This is a genomic window from Brucella sp. H1_1004 (genome assembly GCF_047308065.1).
Classification (GTDB): domain Bacteria; phylum Pseudomonadota; class Alphaproteobacteria; order Rhizobiales; family Rhizobiaceae; genus Brucella; species Brucella pseudogrignonensis_B.
Map to the genome: position 1 here is coordinate 221,387 of NZ_JAYKZA010000002.1, position 13,614 is coordinate 235,000.

Sequence of the window (13,614 nt, forward strand, 5' to 3'; positions counted from 1 at the left end):
ATTACAGAAGTGGTTCGGTTTGTCTGAACAGTTTCGGGCGTTTTGCTAAGTGGATTACCGCCTCGATTATGCTGCCACGATCATTGGTGTCAGCGCGTTGAAGTACACCTGATCCGGTGTCTGTCGGTCAAGCGATGAATGTGGCCGTCGGCTGTTGTAGAAATTTAGATATCTGCCGATGCCAGTTCGGGCCTCGGACACGGTTTTGTAGGCGTGAAGATAAACCTCTTCGTATTTGATTGATCGCCAGAGCCGCTCGACAAAGACATTGTCTCGCCACGAACCCTTGCCATCCATCGAGATGGCGATCTCTGCCTTTTTCAGCAAGTTAGTGAAGTCGATGGACGTGAACTGTGATCCTTGATCCGTGTTGAATATTTCAGGCTTTCCATAGCTGACCAGAGCTTCCTCAACCGCTTCGATGCAGAAGTCCGCCTCCATTGTGATCGACAGTCGCCATGATAGAACCCGGCGGCTGAACCAGTCGACGACAGCGCACAGATAGACAGAGCCACGTGCCATCGGAATATACGTTATGTCCATTGCCCACACCTGATTGGGTCTGGTGACCGCCAGCTTGCGCAGGAGATAGGGATAGATTTTATGCCCTGGCGCTGGCTTCGAGGTGTTTGGGCGACGGTAAATCGCCTCGATGCTCATCTTCTTCATCAGCGTAGCGACATGCAGCCGCCCAACTTCAAGCCCTTCTCCTTTCAAAAGCCCCTGCAACATCCGACTTCCCGCGAATGGGTATTCCAGATGCAATTCATCGATCCGGCGCATCAGTGCCAGATCGCCATCCGATACAGGGCGCGGTGAATAGTAGACACTGCTACGGCTGAACCCGAGGAGCTTTGCCTGTCGTGCGACCGAAAGCTTGTGAGCGCGGTCGATCATTTCCTTCCGCCCAGCAATCCCGCCTTGCTGAGCGCTCCGGCTAAAAAATCGTTCTCCAGAGTTAGCTCACCGATCTTGGCATGCAGCGTTTTAACGTCGACGGTTGGCTCTGCTGATTCCGCCTTGGTCTCGTCGCCGAAAACACCAATGGCCCCCTCAAGAAGCTGATCTTGCCATTGCTTTATCTGGTTCGCGTGCACGTCAAAATGCTGGGATAATTCCACTAGCGTCTGCTCGCCTCTAATCGCAGCCAGCGCAACTTTTGCCTTAAAAGCTGGGCTATGGTTTCGGCGTGGTCGTCTCGTCATGGTATCTCCTGTTCCCGGCATCTAAGCCGAAGTCAGGCAGAATTTCCACTTATCCTAGCTGTGCAGATTTCCCGAGCCACTTCTCTTCTCAGCGGCAATCAACAGCGCGAACACTTGTCGCTCAAAGTTTCACGAACTTCGATAAATGAAAAAAGAAAGTCGAAAAGAGGGGAAATTAGACGGGAAGAAGGAGGTGAATGGTGATTTTGGGAGACTTTAGGACATGGATGTTGAGGGTAATCAACGCGTACTGCTACACGTGAAGAATGCGCTTCAACAATCGGCGTATGATATTGAAACGATAGGTGGAACTGATAGTCGCGTTCTCGATTTAGTCGCAGAGCTTTATTAGTCATTACTCGGATAAGTTTGCATCTATATCAAATGACTGTCGCGATGAGTCAAGAGACGCCCTTTTCGCCGGCTTTGGGCATGCTATGGATGCCAATAAACACCCATTCCATGGCTACGCCCAACAAAAACACTGAAATAGAATTGTTTATAAGAGTTCAGGATGGCTCTTTGCCTAATTCAATGCCCGCAGACGATATAACCACTGCTCAGTAAGAACTATTGTAGAAATATCGAAGTGGCAAATATCCTATGATAATAACGATCGCGCCTCCTATCGCTGTATCGATCAAGCGCTGGACTCCGTAATCGATATTTGCGGTCCCCGGAATAATGACATCAACCAGCATCAAAATCAAAGGTGTAAGAAAAACGGCCTGCAAAACATACGAACGCTGCATTGCCCAAGGGAGAAGCCCCGCCAAAATCGCCATTATTGCAACAAACAGAGCACCCTTTGGTAAAGTTACCAAAACTACAGCACCGATTCCAACGCCTGCGATTGTCCCGATCACGCGCTGAATCGCACGATCTCGTATTGATCCAAAATCGGGTTTCATCACCAAACCAACGGTTAAGGGTATCCAAAACCAATGTGCGTCGCGATCAAACCAATGCGCACAATACGAAACACCAAGACAGACCGAAAACGCAATCGCAGCTGCAATAGCTAAATGCTCGGTTTTAGCTAGATTTTGAGCGGGCTGCTTTACGTTGGTAGTTTCTGACGAACTATCTTCGGAATGCCAGCCTCTCAACAGAACCTCCACGCTAAGAACTGCTGCGTAAAAAAGAGCTCCAACCAAATATAGAAGGGCAGGTTGCCAAAAAGGGGTTATTGCAGGAACACCCAGCGCGATTGAGGCCAAAAGCAAAGTTTGCAATGTACCGATGGACAGTGCACTGCTTTTGCTGCTTAGAAAAGCGGCCCCAAAGCCAGCAACCATCATAGAAACTACGACTGCGCCCCATGGCAAAGAGCCGAGATAACCAAAGAGATAACCCGCAGCACCCATGGGCGCTGAAATCAGCATCTTCCTGTAAATCGAATTGTAGCTGCCAGATCCTTCGCCGGTTACCATCATAAGGCAACCCATAGCAACCCACATACCCGTCATTATATCGTCAAAGATGATTCCTACAGCGAATGGAAAACCGATGCAAAAAGCAGCGCGAATTGCACGCCAAGAATTCCATTTGGCAGGTTTAAGCCGGAAAATATCCGCTGCAACGCTATCGTTAGCTGCTGTCTGCTCCATTTACTGCCCCACCATTTCAAGGATCACCTCAGCAAATAATAATTACGACTGATTACAATTGATAGTGATATCCGCGTCATACTGAAGAATATTTAACGATGCTTACCAAAGCCTATGATGCAAAAAGAGTATTTTGGTCTTTGTGCGCTACTCTGAAAAAAGGTGCGTTAAACACACTTGAAACGGCCACGGCCGCCGCCTTAGACCTCGGCTTCATCCGCACAGATCCTTGAAGAAAAGAATATGTCAGTGGAATTGGCCAATACGATTGTACGCGAAGCAGTCGCAGCGTGTTTCGCTGAGGGTTATAATGTTTCAACAGCTGTTGTTGGTCGCGCGGGTGTCCTTCGTGCCCTGTTGCATGCCGACAATACTAGCTTATGCACTCCAAAAGCCGTACGGCAGAAGGCTTACATTTCATCGTCCCGCATATGTTAACCAGGCACTGGCCGAAAACATCTCCAAGAACCCTGCAGCAGGCGAACTCGCATTCATTGATCGCTTCCTCGTTCTGGCTGACTGTGTTCCGGTGAAGGTCAGCGATGTAACGATGGGAGCAGTGGGTGTCGCTGGTGCACCGACGGCCAGTTTGATGAAGCATGTGCTATCGCTGCGATCTAAAACGCAGGATCAGCTCAAGCAATCAATAATTTTCAAAACTAAATCGCCGCGCAACCAGTCACTGGATGCGCGGCGATCTTTACATCATTTTAAATAGCTCTATCAGATATTCTTCTGAGAAAACTGATCGAATGCCTTGAGGAAATCACCGAGGAACTTTGCCGTATCAGGCACCAGTTTCCCGCTTTCATCCAGCATTTTATCAACATGCGCGAGATAAGCTTCTGGCTGCTGCAAAGTCGGCATATCCAAAAAAACGAGCGACTGACGCAAGTGATGATTGGCACCAAACGCTGAAATATTGCCCGGCGAGCCACTGATAATTGCTGCTGGCTTTCCGCTCCACACGCTCTCGCCATAAGGGCGTGACCCTACATCAAGGGCATTTTTAAGCGCAGCCGGAACAGACCGATTATATTCAGGTGTTACGAATAAAACAGCATTGGCTTTCGCCAGTTCCGAGCGAAACCGCGTCCATGCTTCGGGCGGCGTATCCGTATCGAGATCAGGGTTGTAGAGCGGCAAATCGCCAATTTCAACAAGCGTCAGGGCCATGTCATCCGGCGTTACCGCATTCAAACCCACTGCCACCTTACGATTGAACGACTCTTTTCTCAGACTTCCAACCAGAACAGCGACATTCACTTTTGCCATCAGCTATCTCCCTATCGATCTAATATAACCAGTTTCTGAGTACCCAAGCCTAAAACTAATACAGCATCAAAAAATAGAAAGACTGAACGTTGATTTAGTCGATATTATCCCTGATGGAAGCGAAACACACCTTTTCCATAAGCTTTCGCCGCATACAAAGCCGCATCGGCATTGGAAAAAACGTCAGGCGCTGATCTGCCTGATATAGGCGCAATCCCAATTGATGCGCCGAGCTTTAAATTGATACCATTATAGGAAATGGGATCACACGCACTTTCGATAATGGTTTTGGCCAACTGATTGACTTGTTCCGGCTTACAAATATGGGATGTGATGATTGCAAACTCATCACCACCAATTCTGAAAATGTTGCCGCCCGAAAGATCAGTCTTGCTGAGGCGGTTGCCGATTTCTCGGATACATTCATCACCCGCAAGATGGCCGAATTCGTCATTTATTCTTTTGAAGCCATCAAGATCAATGAGTAAAAGGTAATCAGGTTCATTGTCGATCACGACATCTTCGAGCGCAGAAGATAACTTCATATGGAACTGGCTTTTATTGGCCAGACCAGTCATTTGATCATATTCAGCAAGATACATAATTCGATCAAAACGAGCTTTCTGATCAGTAATGTCCTGCTTCATACCAAAAATGCGAACTGGCACATCGTCCTGACAGTCAACCGACGCAGTGATACGTATCCAGCGTTTATTGCCCTGAAACGTCGTTATTTCGGCTTCGAACGTAAAACCACTGCGACTGGCAATTGCGTCTGACCGCCGCTTTTGCAGCTCTTGCCGGGAAGCCTCAGTATAACAAGCCAGCGTATGCGCGCGTGTAAGGGAAGAACCGCGGGGCAACTCAAAAATATCATACACATAGTCTGACCAGGTTAATTCCTCATCGGGCAAAGTGCATTCCCAAATGCCAATCTGTGCGACGATTGAAGACTGGCCATAGATTTTCTTAAAGTGCAGAAGTGCCTGCGCCTGCTCATTAATGAGTTTTTCTTTGTCAGCCAATTCTAGCCGCAAGCGAGCGACCTCTTTTTCCAGTTGCTCGACCACTGCATTATCCATGATGGGCATCGATGTTTTCTGCGAGAATAAGGATCAATCTATCAGGTCCCAAAAGGCGCGCTTTTTTCCATGCTGTCTGCGAAGGTTTGCTACATATATATCGTGATTAACTAATATTCCGTAGTCGACAATATTACGATGCAGCATCTTACATTCAAGTAGATGCTGCGCCGCATATTTATATCGACCTGAGCGGCTATGTCCGAGTGTGAAATCGATCATGTTCCGAAGAACGAGCATTGCTGCAAGAGGATATTTATCTGCGAGTTTTTCTGCCGCTTGTGACATAAATTCATACTGATCACCGCCCAACTCCAAACTGCGTTTTAGAACAAGCTTCGCAGCATCGCTGAGAGACGGATAGCGCAGAAAGAATTGCAGCGCACGGTTCGCATCCGGGTAATCGGCCACAAAAGTGAAGGCCTTCTCTTCCGCTTCCATATCATCGAAATCCGGCAACCGGCGCACAAATTCTCGCAATAGCTCTTCGTTGAGCGATTGCTCAAAGCTCTGCCAGCGAAACTGCTGCGCTTCATCGCGGCGGCCAAGCACTTCGAGCGCTTTGGCCCGTATCGCCTGCCAATCAGTCGAAATATCCCGCCGCCCCTCAAACTTGGCCTTGTCCAGCACTGTCAAAGCTTCTTGCGCACGATCAACATCAAGCAGCCTGCGGGCTATTTCCGTTGAGACGCGCGGAATGACATGTGTATTAAGCGGATGTTGCGCGATATAAAGATCAACGTCTCCAAGGGCATCCGCTATCTGCTGAAGTGCTGGTCTGGCAGTGAACGATCTGCTGTTCGACTGCCTGCTATCACGGCTGTCAGCTAACCAGTCTTCAAAGCAATGCTGCAACTTTCGCAAACCCAACTCCCCAAGTGCGGGGACCATGGCAACAATCAGATTATTATATTGGCCGTGGCTGTTATCCTGTAAGGCATTGAAGACTTTCTCAGCCAACCTGTCAGATGAGATTTTCGCCTGCTTTGCTATGAGTGCAGCATCCTCATTTGCGGCATGAAAGCTGCTGATAATTGTGCCATTACCATCATCCGATCGTTCAAACACGGAATCCGCAAGCGACAGGAACTGCCAGATAAGTTCATAAGCTTCATCTGGATCGACAGGCGCAATTTTCTCCACGATCATCTTACGCTGGCTTTCCAGATCGGTCTTAAAGGACTTGATCTTCCGCCACCCAATCCAGCTTTGGGCGCGCGAAATACTATTGAGGCGTTTGCGCACCTCATGCGCTAATTCCGAACCACTGGAATTTCCAGCAAGCTCCATACGAAGGCGGCGTTTATGGTTCGCATTGCCTGTGCTGATTTCAATAAGCAGTTCGGCCAGACGCTCTGCGCCGAGCGCTTCAAGATTTTTCGCATTGAGCGTGGTCTTTGATGCCATAAATAGTCTCGATCCATTTACGCAAGAAATGTGGAGAAGTGAGGCGGACGCAAAAAGCTTTAAAGCGCACGCCACTTCTCCGGAAGAGTCAAACTATGCTAGATGAAAGATATGAATTTAACATCGTCTGACATTCCGATTTATAATCCGCCGCTTGAGCCGCACATCTCGATCATCTATCACGATGCGGACATGCTTGTACTGGATAAACCAAGCGGTCTGTTGTCGGTTCCCGGACGGCACCCTGCTTTGTTCGACAGCCTCGCCACCCGTGTTCAGAAACAGTTTCCAAAAGCGCTGATGATCAATCGCCTCGACAAGGATACATCTGGTCTCGTGCTGATCTCACTGAACCGCAAAGCGCATGCAACCATTGCGGCACAGTTTGAAGCGCGGACAACGCAGAAGCGCTATATTGCCGAGGTATGGGGAAAAGTGGACAAGAATGAAGGTTTCATCGACCTTCCCCTTGCGATTGATCCCGATAACAAACCTCGCCATCGTGTTGACCCAGAAAATGGCAAACCTGCACAAACGCGCTGGGAGGTTTTAGAGCGGGGCGAAAATACCACCCGGCTGCAACTGTTTCCATTGACCGGGCGAACCCATCAGCTCCGCGTTCACATGAAGGCAATTGGGCATGTCATTCTCGGTGACGCGTTTTATGCCGAAGGCCCGGCACTTGCCTCGGCAGACCGCCTGATGTTGCATGCGCAGGACATTGGCTTCACACATCCCGACGGCAACGATGTACGCTTCTCCGCCCCCTGCCCCTTCTGAGAATAGTCATGTCCCAAAAAGCAGAAGCATCCGAGCTTGTCGTTGATTTTGTTGGCGGTGCAGTCGGCCACCGGTTTCGCTCTGGCGAAGGTCGTGGTCAGGCTCTGGCCAAAGCCGCAGGCCTCACAAAAGGGGTTACGCCCGAGATTGTGGATGCAACAGCCGGCCTTGGACGCGATGCTTTTCTGCTCGCTTCGCTTGGCGCAAAGGTCACGTTGATTGAGCGTTCAGAACGCATGCATGCCCTTCTTGCCGATGCTCTGGCTAAGGCCGCTGCAGAGGGTGGGCAATATGCCGAAACCGTCGCGCGGATGACTTTACTGTATGGAGATTCCAGTCAGCTTTTGCCAGAATTAAAACCGCAGGTCGTTCTCGTTGATCCAATGCATCCGCCACGCGGAAATTCAGCACTTGTCAAAAAAGAAATGCGCCAGATCCGCGAGATCGTCGGCACCGATCCGGATTCGGAAAAGCTGATGCAGGTCGCACTGGAACATGCGCAAAATCGCGTTGTGCTTAAATGGCCTCTGCGTGCGGAGCCTATGGCCGGAATACGAAAACCGTCGCATCAGATACTCGGCAAAAGCACCCGCTATGATGTTTTTGTCAAAGCAAAGATCGAGCCGCGCTGATCTTTTTTGAAAGCCCGTCTGAGAGCTATCCACGCATTGGCCGTTTTTAAAAAAAACATAAACCAATGCGCAGACAGCTATTGCATGTTAGTGCGCGATCATTTCCTCAACGATTTCTTTGCCGGATAATGATGACGGATAGTAAGTCGGCCAATTGGTGAGTTCTTTCAGCAGAGCCGCGCGGTCATTACCCCAATAAAGATGATAATGGCCTGCCTTCTCGGGTGCGATGCCGTGATCACTGAACTGAATAAACTGCGGCGCAGACTGATCGCCGGACGTCTTTTTAAAAATATAACGCACGCCGCGCTTGCCCTTGTCATAGTAAAGGATCTCATAACCATCGCTGGCATAGTCTCCCGTAGCAGCCTTGCCGTTTTCATGAAAAGTGACCTTGTCACCTGTAATCACGATGCGATCAGTATCTGTCTTATACCCCGTGTCGTAATAAGCATGATATTGCTCAGCCGTTTTGTCACCGTGTTTTGCCTTATGCGCCAAAACCGGCTCTAGTGTCCCGTCCTTCAGATAGGGGTAAACAGACTGCCAGTCTCCTTCCCAATCAGAAAGAGTACGGTCTTTGATCTGACTATTCTTGAAAAAACCCTGAGCAATATCATTGTCGTGGCTATGAGAATGACGATGTGAATATCCGTCAGATCTTTCTTCCTTGGCAGTATCATGCGCCATTGTCTGCCCCGTCATGATGATACCAGAAAGAAGGCCAGCTACAGCGATTTGTGAAAGCGTCTTTAGCACTGTGAAACTCCTGTTTTCAGGTGCGAAGCCATTTATCTCCGCGCGCAATGCAACGTAATAACATTACATTTTTGATCTAGCCAGATTTAGTGGGTCTGACAAGTGCCGAAGATTAAAGAAGGGCAAAATGATTCACTCTATCAAAGCGAATTTTCTCTAACGGCTGTGCAACTGCTTCAAACGTTACTGCGTTAAAAGTCGGACTGTGAAAACCATCCGAATGAAGTATGTTCACAACCAAATGTAGCTCGCACACTAAGATTGAGACCGGATGAAAAAAGCCATTGATCTGACAACCGCGCCCATCAATCAGGCACTGTTGCTTTTCGCTCTACCGACGCTCGGTTCATCAATCCTGCAATCGGCGAACGGCTCCATCGATGCAATCTGGATCGGTCAGTTGCTGGGGACAGACGCTCTTGCAGCGACAACAAACGGCAATCTGGTAATGTTTCTGCTCACCGCCTTTGTCTTCGGCTTCGGCATGGCCTCGACGATCCTGATCGGCCAGTCTTTTGGGCGGCGGGATATCGAAACAGCTCGTGCCATCACAGGCACGACACTTGGAGCTTTCATTCCCGTCAGCATTATCGTGGCTGTGGTTGGCTGGTTCCTCGCACCGCATGTCTTGGGACTGCTCGGCACTCCGGAAACGATTGAACCACTGGCGCGCGCCTTCCTGCAAGTTACCTTCGTCGCGATGCCTGCCATTCTCATGCAAACCATCCTAATGATGGCGCTACGCGGCAGCGGTGATTCCATGACCCCGTTGATTTTTATGGGTCTCGCCGTGCTCCTCGATATTGCACTTAACCCACTGCTCATTCTCGGGATCGGCCCAATTCCCCCGCTCGGCATATCGGGCTCGGCACTCGCCACAGCCGTAGCCAACTATATCAGTCTCGCGGCCATGCTCATCTATGTCTATCGCAAGGATTTGCCTTTGCGCCTCAAAGGACAGGAACTTTGGCTTCTTGTGCCTGACCTCAAGGTCTTGAAGCTGATTTTCAGCAAAGGGCTTCCGATAGGTATCCAGATGATCGTAGTGTCGAGTGCCATGCTGACAATGATGCGACTGGTCAATCAGGAAGGCGTCAATACGACCGCAGCCTTTGGCGCAACACAACAATTATGGACCTATGTTCAGATGCCAGCCATGGCGCTTGGCGCAGCGGTGAGTGCGATGGCTGCTCAGAACATAGGCGCTGGCAAATGGGATCGCGTCACCAGCATCACGCGGATTGGCGTCTTTTACGCCATTCTGATGACCGGTATTCTGGTTGCTTTGCTGCTCATTGCCGACAAGCAGGCCATGCAAATATTCCTGGGTTCTGAAAGCCCAGCTATTCCAATCGGTCAGCACATTGGCAAGATCGCAACCTGGGGCTTTATCGCCTTTGGCGTTTCCATGGTTCTGTTTGGTACCGTACGGGCGAATGGGCAAGTTATCTGGCCGCTAATCATTCTGTTTGTTTCAATGTACCCGGTACGACTTGGTGTTGCCGTAGGCATGCGAGACTGGCTGGGAGCGGATGCCCTGTGGCTGAGCTTCCCTGTTGCTATGCTTTCGACGATGCTTATGGCAGGCGCTCTCTATCTTCATGGGGGATGGCGTAAAAACCATTCAATGCACGTCGATAAGTTTGAGCAGGTGAGCACAGCTGCCGCTATAGCACAGACCGCAGAAGCTGCGCCTTCGTCGAACGCCCTGACACCAAACCATCAACAACTACCTGAGAATAGTTAGAATTTAGGCTTCGTCGCGTACATCAAGTGTATACAAGCACATTTCAGTTCGTCGCTCTAAAGCGCATCCTGAAAAATATAAAACGGTTTTCGGGATGCGCTTAAAAAAAAGAGACATAGAGCATTTCCAATGATTCAATGAAAACTGGAAATGCTCTAGAAACCAAAAGCCCGGCGACAGTTTGCCACAGGGCTTTTTGTGTTTAGATCAGGCCTTCTTCTTTGAGGGCCTTTTGGGTTGCCGGTCTTGCGATGACGCGTTCGCGCAGAGCAAGAGACTTAGGATAGGCCGTAAGATCGACCTTCAACATATGGCCCCAACCGATGATGACCGATGCATAGGCGTCGGGTTGCGTAAAATCCGCACCGAGCAAAAAGTCGTGATCGCTTGAAAGCATCGCCTCAAGCTGCCCCATGCGACGATTGATGGAGGCAATCATCGTGGTCTTTGCTTCTTCCGTCAGATTGGGCGCGAACAAACCGCTAAAAGCGACATGCAGATCGCCACAGAAGCCGAGTGCTTCTTGCAGGCGAGCGCGTTCGATGGATCCGTATGCTGGCTTGAAGGCAGCGACGTCGGAGTGATCGCCAATGTACTGAAGGATTGCCGCGTTCTGCGTGATGACAACACCGGGTTCTATTTCAAGTGCTGGAACAGCGCCACGCGGATTGATTTTCAGGTAATCGGCACCACTGGCAGTGTTCTTTTCCTTGAGATCGACGGCTTCGAGATCATAGGAAAATCCCGCTTCGCTGAGCACGATGTGGGGTGCCAATGAACATGCGCCGGGTTTGTAATAGAGCTTCATTACTGTCTCCGTTGAGATTATTTCTCTCGGGCTTTTATCAGCTGGGCACCCAACGACAAAATTCTATGTTATCACAATATCGGGATATTTATTTGCCGGGGTGTTAGCTTTAGCGATTATCACCCGCTATCAGAAACGCAAAAAACCCGCAGCGGGTGCTACGGGTTTGTCGTTATCAGTGGTTGCGGGGGCAGGATTTGAACCTGCGGCCTTCAGGTTATGAGCCTGACGAGCTACCGGGCTGCTCCACCCCGCGTTATGAGTTACGAACCATTGCGGCCCGGGAGCGAAGTCAGGCGCCTTTTTTCATGGCATTGGCCTGATGAGGTGAGGTCGTTTAAAAATCGATTGATTATCGATTTTAGACCGAACGGGCTGCTCCGAGCCACTCTCACATAATCATATATTCGGTATTTTTTGCGCTTATTGCGTTGAATGTCTGTTTTGTATGTTTTTGAGAAGATGTTGATTATTTGTGTGCTTAGCAGACCTGGCAGCGACCTACTCTCCCGTGTCTTAAGACAAAGTACCATTGGCGCTGGAGCGTTTCACGGCCGAGTTCGGAATGGGATCGGGTGCAGCCGCTCCGCCATAACCACCAGGTCGGCGAAGAACACAAATATGAGAAGCTGTTGTCTTTCGTGCAGATAATTCAGCGCGTTTATAGAGCGCTGATAAACAATAAGCACACGACTGTGTGCCGCCGGTTGCCCGGCGCCCTCCCGGAGCCATTCACGAAGTGAATAAGGCGTGAGGGGCAAAGTTTTCATCGAACTTTGTTCGATGGATATTGTAAATGAGAATGATCAAGTCGATCGAGCTATTAGTACCGGTAAGCTACATGCGTTGCCGCACTTCCACACCCGGCCTATCAACGTGGTAGTCTTCCACGGCTCTGATAGGGAATACTCGTTTTTAGGTTAGTTTCCCGCTTAGATGCCTTCAGCGGTTATCTAGTCCGTATATAGCTACCCTGCTATGCCGTTGGCACGACAACAGGTCCACCAGAGATACGTCCATCCCGGTCCTCTCGTACTAGGGACAGATCCTATCAATATTCCTACACCCACGGCAGATAGGGACCGAACTGTCTCACGACGTTCTGAACCCAACTCACGTACCGCTTTAAATGGCGAACAGCCATACCCTTGGGACCTGCTCCAGCCCCAGGATGCGATGAGTCGACATCGAGGTGCCAAACAACCCCGTCGATATGGACTCTTGGGGGTCATCAGCCTGTTATCCCCGGCGTACCTTTTATCCGTTGAGCGATGGCCCTTCCACGCGGGACCACCGGATCACTATGACCGACTTTCGTCTCTGCTCGACTTGTCAGTCTTGCAGTCAGGCAGGCTTATGCCATTGCACTCGACGAACGATTTCCGACCGTTCTGAGCCTACCATCGCGCGCCTCCGTTACTCTTTAGGAGGCGACCGCCCCAGTCAAACTACCCACCATACACGGTCCTGGACCCGGATAACGGGCCGCAGTTAGACATCCATATAGATAAGGGTGGTATTTCAAGGATGACTCCACCATGGCTGGCGCCACGGCTTCAAAGTCTACCACCTATCCTACACATGTCGACACGAATGCCAGTGTAAAGCTATAGTAAAGGTGCACGGGGTCTTTCCGTCTAACCGCAGGAACCCCGCATCTTCACGGGGAATTCAATTTCACTGAGTCTGCGTTGGAGACAGCGGGGAAGTCGTTACGCCATTCGTGCAGGTCGGAACTTACCCGACAAGGAATTTCGCTACCTTAGGACCGTTATAGTTACGGCCGCCGTTTACTGGGGCTTCAATTCAATGCTTGCACATCTCCTCTTAACCTTCCAGCACCGGGCAGGCGTCAGACCCTATACGTCGTCTTGCGACTTCGCAGAGCCCTGTGTTTTTGGTAAACAGTCGCTACCCCCTGGTCTGTGCCACCCTCCAATAGTTGCCTAAAGAAGGGTCACGCTTCTTCCGAAGTTACGCGTGCATTTTGCCGAGTTCCTTCAACGCAGTTCTCTCAAGCGCCTTGGTATTCTCTACCAGTCCACCAGTGTCGGTTTAGGGTACGGTCTATATGCAGGAGCTATTTCCTGGAACCGCTTCGCTGCCAGATCAATCCAATAAGACCTGACAACACACGCAATCCGTCACTACCTGCAGGCCCACGAATATTAACGTGGTTCCCATCGACTACGCCTTTCGGCCTCGCCTTAGGGGCCGGCTAACCCTGCTCAGATTAACTTTAAGCAGGAACCCTTGGACTTTCGGCGAGGGAGTCTCTCACTCCCTTTATCGTTACTCATGTCAGCATT

The 13,614-nt window shown here is 50.1% G+C and carries 11 protein-coding genes, 1 tRNA gene and 2 rRNA genes (1 of these 14 running past the window's edge); 4 read left to right on the plus strand and 10 right to left on the minus strand.

The window, feature by feature from the left end:
* Nucleotides 1-66 precede the first annotated feature (66 nt).
* Together U2P60_RS08295 and U2P60_RS08300 are read right to left on the minus strand one after the other, a co-directional pair.
* A protein-coding gene (locus U2P60_RS08295) for an IS3 family transposase (RefSeq protein ID WP_413571901.1) occupies nucleotides 67-1,205 on the minus strand; the annotation gives its coding sequence in 2 pieces (ribosomal slippage) (nucleotides 67-938 and nucleotides 938-1,205; 1,140 coding nt in all).
* 560 nt (nucleotides 1,206-1,765) lie between these two features.
* The gene (locus U2P60_RS08300; RefSeq protein WP_413572182.1) at nucleotides 1,766-2,815 is read right to left on the minus strand and encodes an FUSC family protein; all 1,050 of its coding nucleotides are present in this window, start codon (nucleotides 2,813-2,815) and stop codon (nucleotides 1,766-1,768) included.
* A gap of 243 nt (nucleotides 2,816-3,058) precedes the next feature.
* Between U2P60_RS08300 and U2P60_RS08305 the strand changes: the two genes are divergently transcribed.
* Nucleotides 3,059-3,253, plus strand: a complete 195-nt coding sequence (locus tag U2P60_RS08305) for a heme-binding protein (protein WP_413572183.1) — start codon at nucleotides 3,059-3,061, stop codon at nucleotides 3,251-3,253.
* A gap of 285 nt (nucleotides 3,254-3,538) precedes the next feature.
* Here U2P60_RS08305 and U2P60_RS08310 read toward each other — a convergent pair whose 3' ends face one another.
* The 3 genes from U2P60_RS08310 to U2P60_RS08320 all read right to left on the minus strand — a co-directional run bounded on the left by U2P60_RS08310 (nucleotide 3,539) and on the right by U2P60_RS08320 (nucleotide 6,579).
* Nucleotides 3,539-4,090: an NADPH-dependent FMN reductase gene (locus U2P60_RS08310; RefSeq protein ID WP_413572184.1), complete on the minus strand. Its 552-nt coding sequence runs from the start codon at nucleotides 4,088-4,090 to the stop codon at nucleotides 3,539-3,541.
* Nucleotides 4,091-4,194: 104 nt separating this feature from the next.
* On the minus strand, nucleotides 4,195-5,181 hold the full coding sequence (locus U2P60_RS08315; protein WP_413572185.1) for a diguanylate cyclase domain-containing protein: 987 nt from the start codon (nucleotides 5,179-5,181) through the stop codon (nucleotides 4,195-4,197).
* A 24-nt stretch (nucleotides 5,182-5,205) separates the two neighbouring features.
* Nucleotides 5,206-6,579, minus strand: a complete 1,374-nt coding sequence (locus tag U2P60_RS08320; RefSeq protein ID WP_413572186.1) for a DUF6880 family protein — start codon at nucleotides 6,577-6,579, stop codon at nucleotides 5,206-5,208.
* 111 nt (nucleotides 6,580-6,690) lie between these two features.
* On the opposite strand from U2P60_RS08320, the gene U2P60_RS08325 reads away from it, so the two are divergent.
* Together U2P60_RS08325 and U2P60_RS08330 are read left to right on the plus strand one after the other, a co-directional pair.
* A complete protein-coding gene (locus tag U2P60_RS08325) occupies nucleotides 6,691-7,359 on the plus strand; it encodes an RluA family pseudouridine synthase (RefSeq protein WP_413572187.1) in 669 nt (222 codons plus the stop codon).
* An 8-nt stretch (nucleotides 7,360-7,367) separates the two neighbouring features.
* On the plus strand, nucleotides 7,368-7,991 hold the full coding sequence (locus U2P60_RS08330) for a class I SAM-dependent methyltransferase (protein ID WP_413572188.1): 624 nt from the start codon (nucleotides 7,368-7,370) through the stop codon (nucleotides 7,989-7,991).
* A gap of 87 nt (nucleotides 7,992-8,078) precedes the next feature.
* Here the strand turns inward: U2P60_RS08330 and U2P60_RS08335 are convergent, their stop codons facing one another.
* Nucleotides 8,079-8,696: a ZinT family metal-binding protein gene (locus U2P60_RS08335; protein ID WP_413573722.1), complete on the minus strand. Its 618-nt coding sequence runs from the start codon at nucleotides 8,694-8,696 to the stop codon at nucleotides 8,079-8,081.
* A 325-nt stretch (nucleotides 8,697-9,021) separates the two neighbouring features.
* On the opposite strand from U2P60_RS08335, the gene U2P60_RS08340 reads away from it, so the two are divergent.
* A complete protein-coding gene (locus tag U2P60_RS08340; RefSeq protein WP_413572189.1) occupies nucleotides 9,022-10,497 on the plus strand; it encodes an MATE family efflux transporter in 1,476 nt (491 codons plus the stop codon).
* Nucleotides 10,498-10,699: 202 nt separating this feature from the next.
* Here U2P60_RS08340 and gst read toward each other — a convergent pair whose 3' ends face one another.
* The 4 genes from gst to U2P60_RS08360 form a co-directional block, all read right to left on the minus strand.
* Entirely contained in the window at nucleotides 10,700-11,305 is a 606-nt protein-coding gene (gst, locus tag U2P60_RS08345; RefSeq protein ID WP_413572190.1) for a glutathione transferase, read from the minus strand.
* 179 nt (nucleotides 11,306-11,484) lie between these two features.
* Nucleotides 11,485-11,561, minus strand: a tRNA-Met gene (locus U2P60_RS08350).
* Between the two features lie 232 nt (nucleotides 11,562-11,793).
* Nucleotides 11,794-11,908: ribosomal RNA gene (gene rrf, locus U2P60_RS08355) — 5S ribosomal RNA — on the minus strand.
* A 199-nt stretch (nucleotides 11,909-12,107) separates the two neighbouring features.
* A 23S ribosomal RNA gene (locus U2P60_RS08360) occupies nucleotides 12,108-13,614 on the minus strand; it runs 1,305 nt beyond the window's last position.